Raw genomic sequence first — 17,912 nt, forward strand, 5'->3', positions numbered from 1 at the left:
CCTCACTGTCCTGATAATAACACATTTCGTGTATTTCGTCAACAAAATATTGCAAATTGTGCGAATTTTTCTTGTGAATACACATTTCGTGTGGTACTCTTAAGATAGGAAGCAAAAATCACACGATTTGTAAAATCACAAGGAGGAATTGAATGGATTTAACCGCTTTGTCGGAGGAGTACCGGACGGCGGCCGACCGCCTGCAGGAGCGCCTGCGGGAGCTGAGGGTGTTCGCGCAGACGGCGCGCGGCGAGGAGGCGTTCGCCGCGCAGCGGCGGATCGACGCGCTCTACGCCGAACTGTACGACCTGCGCGTGGTCATGGACTACCTGCGCCACTATTATGACTGAGGGGGGCGGGGCACATGTTTGACGTATGTGAAAGCACCTTTTCCCTCCAGGATTTCGAGCGGATCGCCGCGCCGCAGTGCGCCGACAACGCACCCGCGCGCGCACGGTACGCGCGGTTCCTGCGCAGCGCCGTGCGCCACCTGCCGCCCAAGCAGCGGCAGGTCGTCGCGCTCTATTTTTTCGGGGGGCGCAACATCCCGGCGATCGCCCTGGAGCTCGGGGTGCACCCCTCCACCGTGAGCCGCAGGCTCGCGGCCGCCAAGCGCACGCTGCGCGCCCAGGTCGAGATGTGCAGCGAGGCGGGGCTGTTCCCCTCGTAAAAGCGGGGGAGGCGACCGGATTTCTTTCCATCGTTCATTGACAATGGGGTAAGTCTGTTATAAAATTATCATATATAGACAGACCGTCCGGCGTGAGAGCGCGCGGGGGAAATGAAAATATGGGAGGAAACGCGATTGGACCAGAAAGTCAAAGCCGCCGCTGAAAAGTTCGCGGCGCTCGTGGAAGCGCAGCTCGCGCGCAACGAGCGCATCAAGGCGCAGAAGGAGTTTACCGACTACGGGAAGCTCGACACCATCGTCATCGGCGTGTGCGGGGGCGACGGCATCGGCCCCATCATCACGAACGAGGCCGCGCGGGTGCTCCGGCACCTGCTGGCGGACGAGGTCGGGGCGGGCAAGGTGGAGTTCCGCACGATCGACGGGCTGACGATCGAGAACCGCGCGGCGCAGGGCAAGGCGATCCCCGACGACGTGCTCGCCGAGCTCAAAAAATGCCACGTCATCCTCAAGGGCCCCACGACGACTCCGCGCGCGGGCGACCCGTGGCCCAACGTCGAGAGCGCCAACGTCGCGATGCGCAAGGAGCTCGACCTGTTCGCCAACGTGCGCCCCGTCAAGGTGCCGAGCGAGGGGATCGACTGGACCTTCTTCCGGGAGAACACCGAGGGCGCCTATGCGATCGGCTCCTGCGGCCTCAACGTGGACGAGGACGTGGCGTTCGACTTCGTCGTGACCACCACCGAGGGCACCGAGCGGATCGCGCGGCTCGCCTATGACTACGCGAAAAAGAACCACAAGAGCCGCGTGTCGATCATCACCAAGGCGAACGTCGTCAAGACGACCGACGGCAAGTTCCTGAAGCTCTGCCAGAAGATCGGCGAGGAGTACCCCGGCATCACGACCGACGACTGGTACATCGACATCACCACCGCCAAGCTGATCGACCCCAAGCGCCGCCGCGACTTCCAGGTGTTCGTGCTGCCCAATCTCTACGGCGACATCATCACCGACGAGGCCGCCGAATTCCAGGGCGGCGTCGGCACCGCGGGCAGCGCGAACCTCGGCAAGCGCTACGCGATGTTCGAGGCGATCCACGGCTCCGCCCCGCGCATGATCGCCGAGGGCCGCGGCAAATACGCCGATCCCTGCTCGATGCTGCGGGCGGCGGTGCTGCTCCTGAGCCACATCGGCTACCAGGCCGAGGCGGATAAGCTCGAACGGGCGCTGGACATCTGTATGTACGAGGAAAAGAAGCTCGCGGTCACCGGCCGCGACACCGGCTGCACCTGCGAGGAATTCGGCAACTATGTGATGGACACCATCGCACGGCTGTAACCGGGAATTCTGGATCGAGAGGTTTTGCATATGCCGAAACACGAGGGTGTTTCCCTATCCGTTATCAAGCGGCTGCCCAGGTACTACCGGTTCCTCGGCGACCTGCTCAGCCGCGACGTCACCCGTATCTCCTCGCGCGAGCTGGCCTCCCTGATGCAGCTGACCGCGTCCCAGATCCGCCAGGATCTCAACTGCTTCGGCGGCTTCGGGCAGCAGGGCTACGGCTACAATGTGGCCGCGCTCCACAAGGAGATCGGCAATATCATGGGTCTCAACAAGCATACCCCCATGGTTCTCATCGGCGCGGGCAACCTCGGCCGCACGATCGCGCGCCACATGGATTTCGAGAGCAGCGGCTTCAAGCTCGTCGGGATCTTTGACGACAGCCCCCGCGTGATCGGCCAGAAGGTGAGCAGCCTGACCGTGCAGGACATGGCGGGGCTCGAGGCGTTCTGCAAGGAGCAGTCCCCGCGGGCCGCCATCCTCTGTATCCCTAAGGAGGTCGCCTTCGAGACCGCCCAGCGGCTCATGAAGCTCGGCGTCAACTGCTTCTGGAACTTCTCCCATTACGACCTCTCCCTCGACTTTGAGGGTGCGGTCGTCGAGAACGTCCACCTGGGCGACAGCCTCATGACCCTCTGCTACCAAATCAACGCCGCCTACCCCGAGGATGAATGACGGGGAGGCGAAAATAAGAAGGCCCCCGCCTTGCGGCGGGGGCCTTCTTTTGTCCGGTTTCCTCCGGAAGCCGTCAGCCCCCTTTCTTGAAAGAAAGGGGGCAAAGAACGTTTGGCGCAGGCCGGCCGCGTCCCCCGCAAAGGGGGGCGCCGTGAGAAAGCCAAAAGCAAAGATTTTCGCCCGCCTTTTTCAAAAGGCGGCGGGGCGGCGCCCCGGCCTGCTCTTCAGCTTTCCGCGATAACGAAGTCCGCGGTGATCTCCGAGCAGGCGAGCGCCTGCCCGCCGGTATCCGCGAAGCAGCTCAACTGCGCCGCGCGGTAGGTGCCCGGCGGCAACGGCTCGTCGAAGAGGTCGATGGGCAGCGTAATCGTGACGGTCTCACCCCCGTGCAGCACCCGTTCGGCGTTCACGTCGTCGGGGTTTGCCATCAGCCCCGCGCGCGGGGTGAGCGGCACGACGGCGTCCCCCTCCACCCGCCGGAAGTCGAACCAGTGGGTGTAGATGAGGTCGTTTTCCGTCCGGTTGGTGACGACGAGCGCGATCTCGCCGGTCCCAACAGGGTAGCTCTCCCGCTCGGGACGGGCGTCCACGCTGCGTTCCCCGGCGGGGAGCGCGGCGGCTTCGGGAAGCGGGGCGGTATTTTCCGGTTCGCCGGATTCGGCCTCGGCGGACCCGGCCTCGGAAGCCGCGGAGGATTCCGCGGGGACCACTTCCGCCCGGGAGGGGACCCCGTCAACGGGGGATGCGCTTTCCGGGGCGGGCGCGCCGCCGGGCAGGCCGACCACGCCCAGGACGAAGTCGTTCTGCGCCTCGGGCAGGAAGGCGGCGCGCTCCGGGTGCGGCCGCAGGAACAAAAAGAGCAGCGCGGCGAGCGCGAGCGCGCCGCACAGGACCAGCGCCCGCCTCATCAGACGTTGAAGCGGAAGAGGACGACGTCGCCGTCCTGCATGACGTATTCCTTGCCCTCCGAGCGGACAAGGCCCTTCTCCTTGGCGGCGGCCATCGAGCCGCAGGCGATGAGGTCGTCGTACGCGACGACTTCGGCGCGGATGAAGCCCTTTTCAAAATCGGAATGGATCTTCCCGGCGGCCTGCGGGGCCTTGGTGCCGCGCGTGATCGTCCACGCGCGCACCTCCTGCTTGCCGGCGGTGAGGTAGGAGATCAGCCCGAGCAGGGCGTAGCTCTTTTTGATGAGGCGGTCGAGGCCCGACTCATGCAGCCCCATCTCCTCGAGGAAGAGCAGCTTGTCCTCGGCGGACATGTCGGCGATCTCCTCCTCGATCCGGGCGCAGATGGGCAGCACCTCGGCGTGCTCCGCCGCCGCGATCTCCTCCACCTCATGGTAAAAGCGGTTCTGTTCGATGCCGCCGGTGAAATCCGCCTCGCTCATGTTGGCGGCGTAGATGACCGGCTTGTCGGAGAGCAGGGGCATGTCCTCGAGCGCGGCGCGCTCCTCCGCGTCGCACACGAAGCTGCGGGCGGATTTCCCCTCCTCGAGGTGGGCCTTGAGCCGCCCCAGCACGTCCGCCTGCGCGGCGAGCGTTTTGTCGCCTCCCTTGGCGGCCTTGAGGGCGCGGTCGATCTTGCGGTCGACGATGTCGATGTCAGAAAAGATGAGCTCGAGATTGATCGTCTCGATATCCCGCCGGGGGCCGATCTCCCCGTCGACATGGATGATCTCGTTGTCCTCGAAGCAGCGCACCACATGCACGATCGCGTCCACCTCGCGGATGTGGGAAAGGAACTTGTTGCCCAGCCCCTCCCCCTTGGACGCGCCGCGCACCAGCCCGGCGATATCGACGAATTCGATGACGGCGGGGGTGTATTTGTCCGGGTCGTACATTTTGGCGAGCACGTCGAGGCGCTCGTCCGGCACGGCGACCATGCCGACGTTCGGCTCGATGGTGCAGAAGGGATAGTTCGCGGACTGCGCGCCCGCGTTGGTGATCGCGTTGAACAGGGTGGACTTGCCGACGTTCGGCAGCCCGACGATGCCTAATTTCATGGCTGATTCCTCCGATCTTACAACTGCTCATTATACAGGAAAAACGCGCGGCGCGCAAGCGGTTTCGCCCGGCTGTGGGCGGCGGATATTCATGCAAAAAACGTATATGAAAAAACCGGAGCCAAAAAGATGCACAAAGAAAACCGCAAAAACACCCCCAAAAAGCCGGGTTGACAGGACGGACGGACGGACGGCGGCTATACTATTGTTTGGATAGCCGCCCACATTTTTGTGTAAAATGACGGTTGGATTATCCGGTGTGTATAATGATGAATAAGTATGAGGAGGCAACCGGAATGAAAAAACTGTTGGCGCTGGTCCTCGCGCTCGCGCTGGCCCTGCCGCTCGGCGTGACCGCCTTTGCGGCGGACGCGGAGAAGATCGATCTTTCGCTGACCGGCTTTGACGCGGGGGTATTATGTGACGGCGATGGAATCTATTACGGTCCGAATGACCTGATCCCGCCGGACAGCACCGTCTATCTGCCCTTCCGCATCTTCGCCGGGGAGAACCCGGACGACCCCGACGAGGTCGGGGCGTGGTACGGCGACAGGGACAACTACAAGGTGAAGTTCGACAAGGGCGACAACAACGCCAAAATGATCAAAAAAATCAGCTTTGTGGAGAAGAAATTCGAGGCCCGCGGCTGGCGCTGCCACGCGCTTAAAATCGAGCTCGCGCAGGATTTCAGCGGCGACGAGTTCAAGCTGACGCCGTCGGTCACCTTTACGGCCAAGCGCTATCTGGTCGACTCCATATCGGCTGAAGACGGGGAGCCCGGAAACGGCGTAAAGGGCCACTACGGTTTTGACACGCTGGAGGAGCTCAACGGGGCTTCCGAAGGGGACGTGGCTTTTAAGGACCTCGCGCAGGGGGTCTACGCGCCGGGCTCCAAAATGACGATGGGCCTGAAATTTTTCATGGGCAACGGCGAACGCAGCGCGGACGCGGATTTCAAGGCGGGCGACGGCGGCGTGGTTGTGAAGCCTCAGAAGAATGAGGACAACGAGATCACCTGGGAGGACGAAAAGGACACGCTGGCGTGGCTCAACTTCACGAGCGACGACGACGCGAAGAAGTTTTTCCCAAAGATGACCACCAAATGGGACGACCAGGAGTACGCGGAATATTTTGCGGACCAGGACGCCTACCTCTTTGATTTTATCGGCAATCCGAAGATCGCTTCGACGAGCCGCGCCTCCCTCAGGCTGCGCATCCCCTTCCTCAATGAGGATGGGGAGCTGTCGGTCGGCGAGGATTCGATCGTGGTCTACCAGGTGGTGGACGGCGCGCTTGTGGACATCACCGGCAAGGGGAGGATCCACGAGACGGACGACGGCGACTGGGTCTTTGAGCTGAAGACCCGCGAGCTCGGCACCTACATCATCGCGGAGAAGCCGGCGGCCGCTGGGGAAGCGGCCGAGGCCCCCGCGGAGACGGCGGAGGAAGCCCCCGCGGAAGAGGCGCCCGCGGCTCCCGCCAAGGCGATCCTCCCCTCCTTTGCGAAATAAGCGGAACCGGGCCGCCGGAAGGGCGGGCGCGTGAGCGCCCGCCCTTCTTTTTTACGGATGCGCGCGCGGCGGGCGTTTCTTTGCAGTTTGGACAATCCCCATTCAAAAAATATTCACCAAAACGGGTGATTTTCCGCTATAATTGTGATATGATAAAGCAAATAATCTGCCTGTTGCGGCGGGCAGAATGGGGGTACCAGACATGTCAATCGGGAAAATCCTGGTCTGCGACGATGATCGCAATATCTGCGAGCTGCTCCGGCTCTATCTCGAGAAGGAGGGCTACGCGGTCGTGATCGCCAACGACGGGGAAGAGGCGCTCGCAAAATTCTCCTCTGAAAATCCCGATCTCATGCTGCTGGACATCATGATGCCCAAGCTGGACGGCTGGCAGGTCTGCCGGGAGGTCCGCAAAAAATCCAACATGCCGATCATCATGATCACCGCCAAGGGGGAGACGTTCGACAAGGTGCTCGGGCTCGAGCTCGGGTCGGACGACTATGTGGTCAAGCCCTTCGACCCCAAGGAGATCGTCGCGCGCATCAAGGCGATCATGCGGCGCACCGGCAAAACGGCCGCGGAGGCGGACGTCAAGGAGGTCAGCTACGACAAGCTGGTCGTGAACATGACCAAATACGAGCTCAAGGTGGACGGCAAGGTGATCGACACGCCGCCCAAGGAGCTCGAGCTGCTCTACCACCTGGCGAGCAATCCCAACCGCGTCTACACCCGCGACCAGCTGCTGGACGAGGTGTGGGGCTTCGAGTACTACGGCGACAGCCGCACGGTCGACGTGCACATCAAGCGCCTGCGTGAAAAGCTCGAGGGCGTCTCAGACCAGTGGACCCTCAAAACCGTGTGGGGAGTCGGCTACAAATTCGAGGTCAAGGAATAACCTGTTGATCACGCGGGGCGGGCGGCAAGCCCGCCCTTTTTCGCATCAAACAATCAGAAAAGTGGGTCGGGTATGCAAAAAACGCTCTTCAGTAAACACTTCATCACCATCGCCGCGATCATCCTTTTGAGCATCACGATTCTGGGCGCGGTGCTGCTGGCGTTCGCCAGCCAGTACTTCAAGCAGGACCGTTACCGTCTGCTTGAGCACAACGCCCAGCAGGCGGCCGAGCTCACCTACGCGGACTTCCGCTCCAACCTCTACCAGGGGGTGACCCCGGCGGTCGTGCTGCCGCGCTACACCATCCTCGCGGACGCGATCGAGGCCGACATCTACCTTGCCAACACCGACGGCAAGCTGCTGCTCTTCGTGAGCGGCTCCCATTCGGATTACAATGAGGTGGACATCCCGAAGAACATCATCTCCGAGGCGTGCGCCGCGGGCGAATACCAGGAGGTCGGCAAGGTCGGGGGGCTCTACTCCCAGAACCACTATACGGTGGGCATCCCCGTCAAGACCGAGAGCGGCGTCCCGGCGGCGGTCATCTTCGCGTCCGCCTCTGCGGGCACGCTGACCGTCTTCCTCAAGGAAATCCTCAAGATGTTCATCATCAGCTCGCTCGCCGTGCTGATCCTCGCGTTCGCGGCGGTCTATTTCATCACCGCCGACCTCGTGCGCCCGCTGCGCAAGATGGTCGCCGCGACCCAGAGCTTCTCCAAGGGGGATTTCACCGTGCGGGTGCCGGTGGAGAGCTACGACGAGATCGGCCAGCTCGCGATCTCCTTCAACAATATGGCCACCTCGCTGGCCACAACAGAGGTGGCGCGCCGCTCCTTCACCGCCAATGTCTCCCATGAGCTGCGCACGCCAATGACGACCATCGCGGGCTTTATCGACGGCATCCTCGACGGCACCATCCCGCCCGAAAAGCGGGACGACTACCTCAAAATCGTCTCGGAAGAGATCAAGCGGCTCTCGCGGCTCGTGCGCTCGATGCTCAACATCGCCCGCATCGAGGCGGGCGAACTGGAGCTGAGGCCCGACCTCTTCGACGTGAACGACACGGTCATCCGCACCGTCTTTACCTTTGAGCAGCCGCTCGAGGCGAAGAACATCGAGGTGCGCGGCCTCGACGGCGGCAAGGTCATGGTCGAGGCCGACCCCGACCTCATCCACCAGGTGGTCTATAACCTCATCGAAAACGCCGTCAAATTCTGCAACGAGGGCGGCTTTATCGACGTGAACTACTCGGAGGACGACAGCTATACCTCCGTCGGCATCCGCAACACCGGCGACGGCATCCCCAAGGACGAGATTCCCCACATCTTCGACCGCTTCTACAAGGCCGACAAGTCCCGCAGCCGCGACAAGGGCGGCGCCGGGCTCGGGCTCCACATCGTCCGCTCAATCGTCAACCTGCACGGCGGCGACATCATCGTCCGCTCGGTCGAGGGCGAATACTGCGAGTTCGTCTTCACCATCCCCAAGCCCCATAAGAGCAAAAAGAACTGACCGGGGGGCTTTGAAAAGCCCCCTGGACCCCGAAACTTTTGATTCAGGCAAGCCGCCGCGCCCCACGGTTTCGCGCCGCCCGTGCGACGGAGTTCCCCTGGCCCGGCGGCACGGGCAGAGGCGGCAGTGAGGAAGGGTGGCCGGCCTGATAAAAGTTTTCGGGTCCCGGGGACTTTATCCGCCCGTGCGGCAGAGTTCCCCTGGCCCGGCGGCACGGGTAGAGGCGGCGGTGGGGAAGGGTGGCCGGCCTGATAAAAGTTTTCGGGTCCCGGGGACTTTTTCAAAAGTCCCCGGGTTCACAAATTCTTCAACAGATATGAATAATTCTTTTAAATCTCATCTATTTTATTGCAACAAATCTGCGGTATACTAACGCCAGAAGAACAAAAAAAGGACGCCTCCACAGGCGGAATCCAACCGTGAAAGGTATGAGATATATGAGCGATTATTACAATCCGAACGAAAATCCGCACGAGAAGGAAAACGGTTCGGCGGAGAGCGGTCCGGCTGGCGGGCAGCATGTGTGGAACGTGCCTCCGCAGAACGAGGGGCAGGGCTACCGCCCTCCCTATGAGCGCGGCGCCGCGGGGACGGAGGAGAGCGGGCGGCAGGAGCCGCCGCAGGACCTGACCCCCAACCAGTATTCGGCGAGCGGCGGCTGGCAGCGTCCCGACGGGCGCAGCGCGCAGCGCCGGGACGCCTACCAGTGGAACATCTCCGACTACGAGCAGGCGGCCAAGGCCAAGCCGCGCCGCCGCAACAAGGGCCTGATGGTCTTCGGGATCATTCTGGCGTCGGTGCTGGTGGTGTCGCTGGTGTCGCTGACGAGCATCGGGATCTACAGCAGCATGAGGAAGGACGCGGGCGCTCCGCCCGCGTCGGACAACGGCCCGACGCTGAACGTTCCGGCCGACGACCTGCCGGGCATCACGCTGCAGGATAAGCCGCAGTCGGCCGGGGAATCGCTGCCGGGCGGCAAGCTGTCGAGCGAGGAGATCATCGAAAAGGTCTCCCCCTCCGTCGTGGCGATCACCACCTACGTGAACTACCAGAACTACCAGGCCGAGGGCATGGGCAGCGGGATCATCATCCGCGAGGACGGCTACATCGTGACCAATGCGCATGTGGTCGAGGGCGCGAAGGGGATCACCGTGCAGCTGGGCGACGGCACCTCCTATGAGGGGCGGCTGGTCGGCTCGGACAGCAAGACCGACCTCGCGGTCGTCAAGGTCGACGCCGAGAACCTGCCCGCGGCGACCTTCGGCAACTCCGACCAGGTCAAGATGGGCGAAAAGGTGCTTGCGATCGGCAACCCGCAGTCGATGGACTTCGCGGGCAGCGTGACGCAGGGCATCGTCTCGGGGCTCAACCGCCAGATCACGGCGGGCGGCCAGAACGGCACCACCGTGACCCACTACACCAACCTCATCCAGACCGACGCGGCGATCAACCCGGGCAACTCAGGCGGCGCGCTGGTCAATGAATACGGCCAGGTCATCGGCATCAACTCCGCCAAGGTCATCGCGACCGGCGCCGAGGGCATGGGCTTTGCGATTCCCTCCAACGAGGTCAAGCCGATTGTCGACGACCTGATCGCCTACGGACGCGTCACCGGACGGGTCCGTCTGGGCATCTACGCGACCGAGGTCGACGAGGTGCTCGCGCGCCTCAACCACGTGCCCACCGGCCTCTTCGTGCAGTCAACCGAGGAGGGCTCCGACATCTCCAAAAAGGGCGTCGTCCCGGGCGACATCATCACCAAGGTGAACGGCAAGGACATCACCGGCACGCAGGACCTTTCGGCGGAGATCGAGGGCAAAAAGCCGGGCGACACCGTCGAGCTTGAGGTCTACCGCCCGAGCCAGCGCCCCAACGCGGAGGGGAAATTCTTCACCGTCACCGTCGCGCTGATGGAGGACCTGGGGGACAGCGTTTCAACGCAGGGCGGCGTCCAGGACCCGTCGGACGCCTACGGGCAGAATCCCTACGGCAACGGCCAGGACCCCTATGGGAACGGCTATGACGATTACGGCGACAGCTACGACGAATTCGAGGACTTCTTCAACCAGTTCTTCGGCTGACGGTCCGCGCGGACCGGCTGGCCGCGACCTCCTTTCCTGTACCGCGCCCCGCCTTGCGGGGCGCGGTTTTTGTCGGTATCGGACGGGCGGCGGTTTTTTATAAAAATCGGGTTCTTTATCATAATTTGTTTACAATTTTGTTGTATACTGATTGGGAAGAAAACATTCCGCCGTCCCCGGCGGATCCGGATAGAGGAGGGCGTCATGAATCAGACGCAGCCGAATGTCTATAATACCCTTGTGCTGGTCACCGACCAGTTCACCTGCGAGCGGATCATCAAGGCCGCGCGCGTGATCGCGGACCTGAGCAAGACCGACCTCACGGTGCTCAGCGTCATGAAGACGGGCGCGCAGATCAACCCCGCGGCGCTCGAACACCTCTTCGGCGTCGCCAAGGAATACGGCGCCAAAATGACGGTGGAGTTTTCCAACAACCCGCAGAGCGCGATCGTCCATTCGATCCGGGAGAACCGGGTGATCAACGCGGTCACCGGCATGCCGCGGGACGAGAGCTCGATCCTCGTGCGGATGTGGAAGACGCTGCAAAACGTCACCTTCTTCACCGTCAACGAGAAGGGGGAGCTGCACGAGGTGGTCGACCGCGAATTCGCGGCGGCCATTGAGATCGGCGCGCGATGAATCGGACGGCAGGACGCCTGCCGCGGGAGGAACGAACAAGATGAACATCACTGTCAGGCAGATCGAATTCAGGAGCACCAACGGCACCGACACCATCTTTGGATGGATTTATATCCCGGCGGGCCCGGTGCGCGCCGCCGTGCAGATTTCCCACGGCATGGTCGAGCACATGGGCCGCTACCACGAGTTCATGCGCTGGCTCGCGCAGCAGGGGTACGCGGCGTGCGGCGTCGACCACCTCGGCCACGGCCGCTCGGCGCGGGACGACGGGCACCTCGGCTATTTCGCCGAGCAGGACGGCTGGAAGCGGCTGGTCGACGACCAGCACAAGTTCAACAAGATCATTCGCAGCGAGGTCCCCGGCGCGCCCGTCGTGCTGCTCGGGCACAGCATGGGCTCCTTCGTCGCCCGCCTCTACGCCGCGAAATACCCCCGGACGATCGCCGGGCTCGTGCTCTGCGGCACCGCGCGCGCGGGCGTGCGGGTCGACTTCGGGCGCAGGCTCGCCGCGCGCTCGATCAAAAAGAACGGCGAGCTCTACCGCGACCACGACCTCCAGCACCTCGTCTTCGGGCACTATAACGACCGCTGCGTCCCCGCCGTCACCGGCTACGAGTGGCTCAGCCGCAACACCGCGCTCGTCGAGCGGTACGCCGACGACCCGCGCTGCGGGTACCTGCTCACCGTCTCGGGCATGGCCGACATGTTCACGCTGCTCAAAAAGTGCAACGAGAACGCCTGCTTTGCCGGCGTCGACAGGCAGACCCCCATCTATATCGTCGCCGGGTCGATGGACCCGGTGGGCGAGTACGGCAGGGGCCCCACGCAGGTGTACGACCGCTATGTGAAGGCGGGGGTCGCCGACGTGGAGCTGGTGCTCTACGAGGGGGCGCGCCACGAGGTGCTCGGGGAGCAGGGCCGCGAGCAGATCTGGCAGGAGCTGCTCGGCTGGCTGGACGACCACTTCGTCCCCGCCCCGGAGGAAGAGGAGGAGCCGGACGACCCGGAGACCTGATGAAAACCAAAAGCCCCCGGCGCTTTCGCGCCGGGGGCTTTTTCCGTCCCGACGAAGGGTCAGGACTTTTCGTTGCGGACGGACATCTGTTCGACGACCTCGGCGAAGAAGAGGAAGAGGAAGCAGACGGCGACCAGGCAGACGAGCGGCAGGACCATGCCGATCAGCGAATAGAAGAGGGAGAGGTTGAGGGAGGACATGCTCTGGTTGGTCTGCCCGAGCGCAATCATCAGGTCGAGCTGGGACTTCTGGGTGAAATAGCTCGAGAGTGTGAGGATGAGCTGGCTGAGCAGGTAGACCGCGGTCACGACCAGCCCGCCGATGTGCAGGCGGTAGAGGGTGTTCGCCGTCCGGTGGGTATAGCGGGCGGCCTTTTTCGGTTTATCCGCGGGGATGGGGCCGGCGGATTCCGGCGCGGCCTCCTCCGGAGCGGCGGGCTGCGCCTGCTCCGTCGGCGCCTCGGTCTCTTCCTGCGGGAGTTTGTTTTCCTGTTCGTTCATCATGCTTCCTCCGTTTATCAGAAAATTTTATGGTTCCTTACGCTTCGTACAGCCCCGACGAGAGGTAGCGTTCCCCCGTGTCGGGGCAGACGGCGACGATCAGCCTGCCCGCGTTTTCCTCCCGGGCGGCGATCTTCGCGGCGGCGGCGATCGCCGCGCCCGACGAGACGCCCACGAGCAGGCCGTCCTGCCTGGCGACGGCGCGGCAGGCCTCGAACGCCTCCCCGGTCGTGACGGTCGCGATTTCGTCGAGCACCGAACGGTCGAGGTTTGCGGGGACGAGGTTGGCGCCGATGCCCTGGATGCCGTGGGGGCCGGCCCGGCCCTCCGAAACGAGGGGGGATTCGGCCGGTTCCACGCCGACCACGCGGATGTCGGGGTTGTGACGCTTGATGGCCCGGCCGACGCCCGAAACGGTGCCGCCGGTGCCGAAGGTCGCGACGAGGATGTCGATCCGGCCGTCGGTGTCCCGCAGGATCTCCTTGGCGGTCGTCGCCTCGTGGATGGCGGGGTTGGCGGGGTTCTCGAACTGCTGGGGGATGAAGGCGGAGGGGAGCTGCGAAGCCAGCTCGGCCGCCTTTTCGATCGCGCCGGTCATCCCCTTCGCGCCCTCGGTGAGCACGAGCTCGGCGCCCAGCGCGGCCAGCAGCGCGCGCCGTTCGCGGCTCATCGTCTCGGGCATCGTGAGGATGAGGCGGTAGCCCCGCGCCGCGCAGACGAACGCCAGCCCGATGCCGGTGTTGCCGCTCGTCGGCTCGATGATCACGGTGCCCTCCTTGACGAGGCCGCGTTTTTCCGCGTCGACGACCATCGCGTAGGCGGCGCGGTCCTTGATCGAGCCGAGGGGGTTAAAATATTCCAGCTTGACGGCGAGCTTCGCAGTCAGTCCCCGCGAGGCGCTGTAGTTGGCCAGGTACATGAGGGGGGTGTTGCCGATCAGCTGGGTGAGATCGTTCTTGATGTTCATGGATCGCTCCCTTCTCCGCGGCGCGCGGCGCCGGGCGGCAGGGCCGCGTGGCGCGGCCCGACAGCTCTATTATACACGATCGCGTGCTCGAATGTTGAACAAAAAGAAAATATTTTGTCGTGTAAAGAAAATCGCCTTGACAGACGGGGGACTGTCCGTTATAATACACAAAGAGGGAACGTGTAAAGCAGATCACTTTACATGATGGGAGGCAGGATGGTGGCTAAAAATCTGGAAATTTCGCTGCTGCTCGATTTTTACGGAGACATGCTCACCGAGAAACAGCGCAATGTCGTGGAGCTCTACTACAACGAGGACCTTTCGCTCTCCGAGATCGCCGCGCACAGCCGGATCACACGCCAGGGCGTGCGGGATTCCATCAAGCGCGCGGAGGGCATCCTGCTCGACCTTGAGGACCGGCTGGGCCTGGCCAAAAAGTTCCGGACCATCCAGGACGGGCTCGACCGGATCGTGCAGAACGCGCAGGAGATCCGCGCCTACAACAGCCGCTTCGGCACCTCCAAGGAGATCACTGACAAGTGCGGCGAGATCATCGAGATCGCCGGCTCGATCAACGAATAACACGCTTTTTACATAGGACTGTCAGGAGGGAACCCCATGCCATTTGAAGGCCTGTCCGACAAGCTTTCCGCCGTCTTCAAAAAGATGCGCAACAAGGGGAGGCTCAAGGAGAGCGACATCAAGGAGGCGATGCGCGAGGTGCGTCTCGCGCTGCTCGAGGCGGACGTCAACTACAAGGTCGCCAAGGAGTTCGTCGCCAACGTCACCGCCAAGGCGGTGGGGGACGAGGTCCTCGAGAGCCTCACGCCCGCGCAGATGGTCGTCAAGATCGTCAACGACGAGCTGACCGCGCTGATGGGCGCGGAAAACGCCCGCTTGAACTTTTCCAGCAAGCCCCCGACGGTCGTCATGATGTGCGGCCTGCAGGGCTCCGGTAAGACCACCCATTCCGCCAAGCTGGCGTTGCACTTTAAAAACCAGGGCAAGCGCCCGCTGCTCGTCGCCTGCGACGTCTACCGCCCGGCGGCGATCGACCAGCTCAAGGTCGTGGGGGAAAAGGCGAACGTCCCCGTCTTTGAGATGGGGCAGGGCGACCCGGTGGAGATCGCCAAAAAGGCGGTCGCCCACGCGAAGGACTACGGCAACGACCTGGTCATCCTCGACACCGCCGGCCGCCTGCACATCGACGAGGAGCTGATGGGGGAGCTCTCCCGCATCAAGGAGACCGTGTCGCCGCAGGAGATCCTGCTCGTCATTGACGCGATGGTCGGCCAGGACGCGGTCAACGTGGCCTCCAAATTCGACGAGACGCTCGGCATCGACGGGGTCATCCTCACCAAGCTCGACGGCGACACCCGCGGCGGCGCGGCGCTTTCGGTGCGCGCGGTGACCGGCAAGCCGATCAAGTTCGCGGGCACGGGAGAAAAGCTCGAGGACCTCGAGCCCTTCTATCCCGACCGCATGGCCTCCCGCATCCTCGGGATGGGGGACGTGCTCACCCTCATCGAGAAGGCGCAGACCGATTTCGACGCCAAGAAGGCGGCCGAGATGGCCGAGCGGCTCAAGCAGAACACCTTTGATTTCAACGACATGCTCGAACAGATGCAGCAGCTCAAAAAGATGGGCCCGCTCTCGAGCGTGATGAATATGCTCCCCGGCGCCGCAGGAAAGATCGGCGACGACGAGGCCGAGCAGGGGGAGAAGGAGCTTCGGAAGGTCGAGGCGATCATCCACTCGATGACCCCCGCCGAGCGGGAAAAGCCCGCGCTCATCAACCCCTCCCGCAAGCGCCGCATCGCGGCGGGCAGCGGCACCGACGTGTCGGACGTCAACCGGGTGCTCCGCCAGAACGAGCAGATGCAGAAGCTCTTCCGGCAGATGTCCGGCGGCGGCAAAAAGAAGGGCAAGCGCCGCAGGAACCCCTTCGCCGGGATGCCCGGCATGGGCGGCGGCATGCCCGGGATGCCGTTTTAAGGCTGTCTCTCCGGGACTTCCCGGCGGACGATAGAAGACAGAAGGTCAATAACCATAGGAGGTGACATACATGGCTGTTAAAATCAGACTGAGAAGGATGGGTGCGAAGAAGGCTCCTTTCTACCGGATCGTGGTTGCGGATTCCCGTTATCCCCGCGACGGCAGGTTCATCGAGGAGATCGGCACCTATGACCCCACCAAGGACCCCTCCGTGATCAAGGTCGACGCGGAAAAGGCGAAGAAATGGCTCTCCAACGGCGCCCAGCCCACGGACACCGTCAAGGCGCTGCTGAAAATCGAAGGCGTGCTCTAATATGGGCGTGGAGGTAAGTCGTTTTGGATAAGCTGATTGTTACCATCGCGCGGGGCCTTGTCGAGGACAAGGACGCCGTCAGCGTCACGGTCGACGAGCCCAACGAGGAGGGTCTGGTCGTGTACCACCTCCACGTTGCCCCCGACGACATGGGGCGCGTCATCGGCAAACAGGGGCGTATCGCCAAGGCGATCCGCACCGTCGTCAGGGCGGCGGCCAACAAGGCTGAAACCAAAGTCGCCGTCGAGATCGACTGATTGAGAACCGGAAAATGGGGGAGCGTGCGCTCCCCCATTTTTACCCTCTTGCAAGCAGGGAGGACGTCATGAAAAAACAGTTTTTAGAATGTGGAAAGATCGTCACCACCCACGGGATCAAGGGCGAGGTGAAGGTCCAGCCGTGGTGCGACAGCCCCGATTTCCTGCTGGACTTTGAAACTCTTTTTCTCAGGCGCGGCGAGACCCCGCTCACCGTCGAGCGGGCGCGCGTGCAGAAGAATATGGTGGTGCTGAAAATAGCGGGCGTGGACACGCCGGAGGCCGCGGCGGCGCTGCGAAACCAGGTGCTCTACATCGACCGCGCGGACGCGCCGGTCGGGGAAGGGGAGTACTTTGTACAGGACCTGATCGACTGCGAGGTGTTCGACGCGGATACCGGGCGCAGCTACGGGAAGGTTTACGACGTGCGCCCGACCGGCGCGAACGACGTCTATTACCTGCGGGACGAGGCGGGGAAGGAGCGGCTGGTGCCCGCCATCCCCGACGTGGTGCTCGAGCGGGACGTCGACGCCGGGCGGATCGTCATCCGGCCGCTGGAGGGGCTTTTCGATGATTAAGATCGATCTGGCGACCCTCTTTCCGGATATGTGCGAGACGGTGCTCTCCGAGAGCATCGTCGGCCGCGCCAGAAAAGCGGGCCATCTCGACATCAAGTGCTGGCAGATCCGCGACTACACGGTCGACAAGCACCGCAACGTCGACGACACCCCCTACGGCCCCGGCAAGGGGATGCTGCTCCAGGCCGACCCGATCTACCGCACCTGGGAGGCGGTTTGCGCCGAGCGCGCCTCCCGGCCGCATGTGATCTACCTGTCGCCGCAGGGAAAGACCCTCACCCAGCAGCGGGCGAAGGAGCTCTCCCAGGCGGAGCACCTCTTTGTGCTCTGCGGCCACTACGAGGGGGTCGACCAGCGGGTGCTCGACGAGATCGTCGACGAGGAGATCTCCATCGGGGACTATGTGCTCACCGGCGGGGAGCTCGGCGCGCTCGTACTGATCGACTGCGTGGCGCGGCTCTGCCCCGGCGTGCTCGCCGATGAGAGCTGCTTCACCGAGGAGAGCCACTGGAACGGCCTGCTCGAATACCCGCAATACACCAAGCCCGCCGTCTGGCACGGCGTCGCCGTGCCAGAGATCGTCACGAACGGCAACCACGCCGCCATCGCCCGGTGGCGGCGTGAAATGTCCCTCAAGAACACCTATGAAAAGCGCCCCGAGCTTTTGAAAAACGCACAGCTGAACGAAAAGGACAAGTGGTTCCTGCGTACGCTCGGCTGGGAGGAGCTTTGATTTTTTTGCCGCGCTGCGCCCGGCGGCAGTTTTGGATTTGCCGCGCTGCGCCCGGTGAGCCTTTTACGCGCCCCTCTGGGGCGCTTCAGATGTGCCGCGCTGCGCCCGGCGGGGCGTAGACGGGAATTGCCGCTTTCCAAGCGGCAAGAATGACTTGCGCGTTCCGCCGCGCGCCACGGGTTCCTTTTCGGACGGACGAAAAGGAACCAAAAGTCCGCCTAAGAACCCTCCGCCGGGTTCTTAGGAATCTCCGGGAGTACCTTGCCA

Annotated in this window: 20 protein-coding genes; 16 read left to right on the forward strand and 4 right to left on the reverse strand. The window is 63.2% G+C overall.

Annotation, left to right across the window (positions count from 1 at the left end; translation table 11 throughout):
- Positions 1-152 precede the first annotated feature (152 nt).
- The 4 genes from RCI06_RS07245 (at position 153) to RCI06_RS07260 (ending at position 2,644) form a co-directional block, all read left to right on the forward strand.
- Positions 153-350, forward strand: coding sequence for a hypothetical protein (locus tag RCI06_RS07245; protein ID WP_101552449.1), 198 nt, complete (start codon positions 153-155; stop codon positions 348-350).
- A 14-nt stretch (positions 351-364) separates the two neighbouring features.
- Positions 365-670, forward strand: coding sequence for a sigma-70 family RNA polymerase sigma factor (locus tag RCI06_RS07250; protein WP_306575307.1), 306 nt, complete (start codon positions 365-367; stop codon positions 668-670).
- 111 nt (positions 671-781) lie between these two features.
- Positions 782-1,966, forward strand: coding sequence for an isocitrate/isopropylmalate family dehydrogenase (locus tag RCI06_RS07255; protein ID WP_121587360.1), 1,185 nt, complete (start codon positions 782-784; stop codon positions 1,964-1,966).
- Between the two features lie 30 nt (positions 1,967-1,996).
- A complete protein-coding gene (locus RCI06_RS07260; protein ID WP_101552443.1) occupies positions 1,997-2,644 on the forward strand; it encodes a redox-sensing transcriptional repressor Rex in 648 nt (215 codons plus the stop codon).
- Between the two features lie 224 nt (positions 2,645-2,868).
- Here the strand turns inward: RCI06_RS07260 and RCI06_RS07265 are convergent, their stop codons facing one another.
- Entirely contained in the window at positions 2,869-3,552 is a 684-nt protein-coding gene (locus RCI06_RS07265) for a hypothetical protein (RefSeq protein ID WP_306575310.1), read from the reverse strand.
- Positions 3,552-4,649, reverse strand: coding sequence for a redox-regulated ATPase YchF (gene ychF, locus RCI06_RS07270; RefSeq protein WP_256152731.1), 1,098 nt, complete (start codon positions 4,647-4,649; stop codon positions 3,552-3,554). The genes RCI06_RS07265 and ychF overlap by 1 nt, the downstream gene beginning before the upstream one ends.
- Before the next feature lie 296 nt (positions 4,650-4,945).
- Here ychF and RCI06_RS07275 point away from each other — a divergent pair, with 296 nt between their 5' ends.
- The 6 genes from RCI06_RS07275 (at position 4,946) to RCI06_RS07300 (ending at position 12,302) form a co-directional block, all read left to right on the forward strand.
- The gene (locus RCI06_RS07275) at positions 4,946-6,160 is read left to right on the forward strand and encodes a hypothetical protein (RefSeq protein WP_306575314.1); all 1,215 of its coding nucleotides are present in this window, start codon (positions 4,946-4,948) and stop codon (positions 6,158-6,160) included.
- A gap of 202 nt (positions 6,161-6,362) precedes the next feature.
- Positions 6,363-7,055, forward strand: coding sequence for a response regulator transcription factor (locus RCI06_RS07280; RefSeq protein WP_101552436.1), 693 nt, complete (start codon positions 6,363-6,365; stop codon positions 7,053-7,055).
- A gap of 72 nt (positions 7,056-7,127) precedes the next feature.
- Positions 7,128-8,567, forward strand: coding sequence for a HAMP domain-containing sensor histidine kinase (locus RCI06_RS07285; protein ID WP_101552434.1), 1,440 nt, complete (start codon positions 7,128-7,130; stop codon positions 8,565-8,567).
- A gap of 428 nt (positions 8,568-8,995) precedes the next feature.
- Positions 8,996-10,648 (forward strand): S1C family serine protease, encoded by a 1,653-nt coding sequence (locus RCI06_RS07290; RefSeq protein WP_306575325.1) that lies wholly within the window; start codon positions 8,996-8,998, stop codon positions 10,646-10,648.
- Between the two features lie 204 nt (positions 10,649-10,852).
- Positions 10,853-11,287, forward strand: coding sequence for a universal stress protein UspA (locus RCI06_RS07295; protein WP_101552430.1), 435 nt, complete (start codon positions 10,853-10,855; stop codon positions 11,285-11,287).
- 40 nt (positions 11,288-11,327) lie between these two features.
- Positions 11,328-12,302 carry an alpha/beta hydrolase gene (locus tag RCI06_RS07300; protein ID WP_276874083.1) on the forward strand — a complete coding sequence of 325 codons (975 nt, stop codon included), beginning with the start codon at positions 11,328-11,330 and terminating at the stop codon, positions 12,300-12,302.
- A 59-nt stretch (positions 12,303-12,361) separates the two neighbouring features.
- Here RCI06_RS07300 and RCI06_RS07305 read toward each other — a convergent pair whose 3' ends face one another.
- Complete coding sequence (locus RCI06_RS07305) at positions 12,362-12,802, reverse strand: hypothetical protein (protein WP_306575317.1); 441 nt, start codon at positions 12,800-12,802, stop codon at positions 12,362-12,364.
- Between the two features lie 37 nt (positions 12,803-12,839).
- The gene (cysK, locus tag RCI06_RS07310) at positions 12,840-13,769 is read right to left on the reverse strand and encodes a cysteine synthase A (RefSeq protein ID WP_306575319.1); all 930 of its coding nucleotides are present in this window, start codon (positions 13,767-13,769) and stop codon (positions 12,840-12,842) included.
- A gap of 216 nt (positions 13,770-13,985) precedes the next feature.
- Between cysK and ylxM the strand changes: the two genes are divergently transcribed.
- From ylxM to trmD, 6 genes are all read left to right on the forward strand, one after another.
- Positions 13,986-14,351 carry a YlxM family DNA-binding protein gene (ylxM, locus tag RCI06_RS07315; RefSeq protein ID WP_172439274.1) on the forward strand — a complete coding sequence of 122 codons (366 nt, stop codon included), beginning with the start codon at positions 13,986-13,988 and terminating at the stop codon, positions 14,349-14,351.
- Positions 14,352-14,387: 36 nt separating this feature from the next.
- A complete protein-coding gene (gene ffh, locus RCI06_RS07320; RefSeq protein WP_101552422.1) occupies positions 14,388-15,764 on the forward strand; it encodes a signal recognition particle protein in 1,377 nt (458 codons plus the stop codon).
- Positions 15,765-15,834: 70 nt separating this feature from the next.
- Positions 15,835-16,077 carry a 30S ribosomal protein S16 gene (gene rpsP, locus RCI06_RS07325; protein ID WP_006873857.1) on the forward strand — a complete coding sequence of 81 codons (243 nt, stop codon included), beginning with the start codon at positions 15,835-15,837 and terminating at the stop codon, positions 16,075-16,077.
- Positions 16,078-16,100: 23 nt separating this feature from the next.
- On the forward strand, positions 16,101-16,334 hold the full coding sequence (locus RCI06_RS07330; protein WP_101552420.1) for a KH domain-containing protein: 234 nt from the start codon (positions 16,101-16,103) through the stop codon (positions 16,332-16,334).
- Positions 16,335-16,402: 68 nt separating this feature from the next.
- Positions 16,403-16,912 carry a ribosome maturation factor RimM gene (gene rimM / locus RCI06_RS07335; protein WP_121587367.1) on the forward strand — a complete coding sequence of 170 codons (510 nt, stop codon included), beginning with the start codon at positions 16,403-16,405 and terminating at the stop codon, positions 16,910-16,912.
- Complete coding sequence (gene trmD / locus RCI06_RS07340) at positions 16,908-17,645, forward strand: tRNA (guanosine(37)-N1)-methyltransferase TrmD (protein ID WP_172439320.1); 738 nt, start codon at positions 16,908-16,910, stop codon at positions 17,643-17,645. Before rimM ends, trmD begins: the two co-directional genes overlap by 5 nt.
- Positions 17,646-17,912: the final 267 nt, after the last annotated feature.

Source organism: Anaerotruncus massiliensis (ex Togo et al. 2026), from assembly GCF_030825285.1.
Lineage (GTDB): Bacteria > Bacillota > Clostridia > Oscillospirales > Ruminococcaceae > Anaerotruncus > Anaerotruncus massiliensis.

Coding starts and splice junctions, on each gene's coding strand:
- RCI06_RS07245 (WP_101552449.1), top strand. CDS start 153: ATGGATTTAACCGCTTTGTCGGAGGAGTACCGGACGGCGGCCGACCGC.
- RCI06_RS07250 (WP_306575307.1), top strand. CDS start 365: ATGTTTGACGTATGTGAAAGCACCTTTTCCCTCCAGGATTTCGAGCGG.
- RCI06_RS07255 (WP_121587360.1), top strand. CDS start 782: ATGAAAATATGGGAGGAAACGCGATTGGACCAGAAAGTCAAAGCCGCC.
- RCI06_RS07260 (WP_101552443.1), top strand. CDS start 1,997: ATGCCGAAACACGAGGGTGTTTCCCTATCCGTTATCAAGCGGCTGCCC.
- RCI06_RS07265 (WP_306575310.1), bottom strand. CDS start 3,552: ATGAGGCGGGCGCTGGTCCTGTGCGGCGCGCTCGCGCTCGCCGCGCTG.
- ychF (WP_256152731.1), bottom strand. CDS start 4,649: ATGAAATTAGGCATCGTCGGGCTGCCGAACGTCGGCAAGTCCACCCTG.
- RCI06_RS07275 (WP_306575314.1), top strand. CDS start 4,946: ATGAAAAAACTGTTGGCGCTGGTCCTCGCGCTCGCGCTGGCCCTGCCG.
- RCI06_RS07280 (WP_101552436.1), top strand. CDS start 6,363: ATGTCAATCGGGAAAATCCTGGTCTGCGACGATGATCGCAATATCTGC.
- RCI06_RS07285 (WP_101552434.1), top strand. CDS start 7,128: ATGCAAAAAACGCTCTTCAGTAAACACTTCATCACCATCGCCGCGATC.
- RCI06_RS07290 (WP_306575325.1), top strand. CDS start 8,996: ATGAGATATATGAGCGATTATTACAATCCGAACGAAAATCCGCACGAG.
- RCI06_RS07295 (WP_101552430.1), top strand. CDS start 10,853: ATGAATCAGACGCAGCCGAATGTCTATAATACCCTTGTGCTGGTCACC.
- RCI06_RS07300 (WP_276874083.1), top strand. CDS start 11,328: ATGAACATCACTGTCAGGCAGATCGAATTCAGGAGCACCAACGGCACC.
- RCI06_RS07305 (WP_306575317.1), bottom strand. CDS start 12,802: ATGAACGAACAGGAAAACAAACTCCCGCAGGAAGAGACCGAGGCGCCG.
- cysK (WP_306575319.1), bottom strand. CDS start 13,769: ATGAACATCAAGAACGATCTCACCCAGCTGATCGGCAACACCCCCCTC.
- ylxM (WP_172439274.1), top strand. CDS start 13,986: ATGGTGGCTAAAAATCTGGAAATTTCGCTGCTGCTCGATTTTTACGGA.
- ffh (WP_101552422.1), top strand. CDS start 14,388: ATGCCATTTGAAGGCCTGTCCGACAAGCTTTCCGCCGTCTTCAAAAAG.
- rpsP (WP_006873857.1), top strand. CDS start 15,835: ATGGCTGTTAAAATCAGACTGAGAAGGATGGGTGCGAAGAAGGCTCCT.
- rimM (WP_121587367.1), top strand. CDS start 16,403: ATGAAAAAACAGTTTTTAGAATGTGGAAAGATCGTCACCACCCACGGG.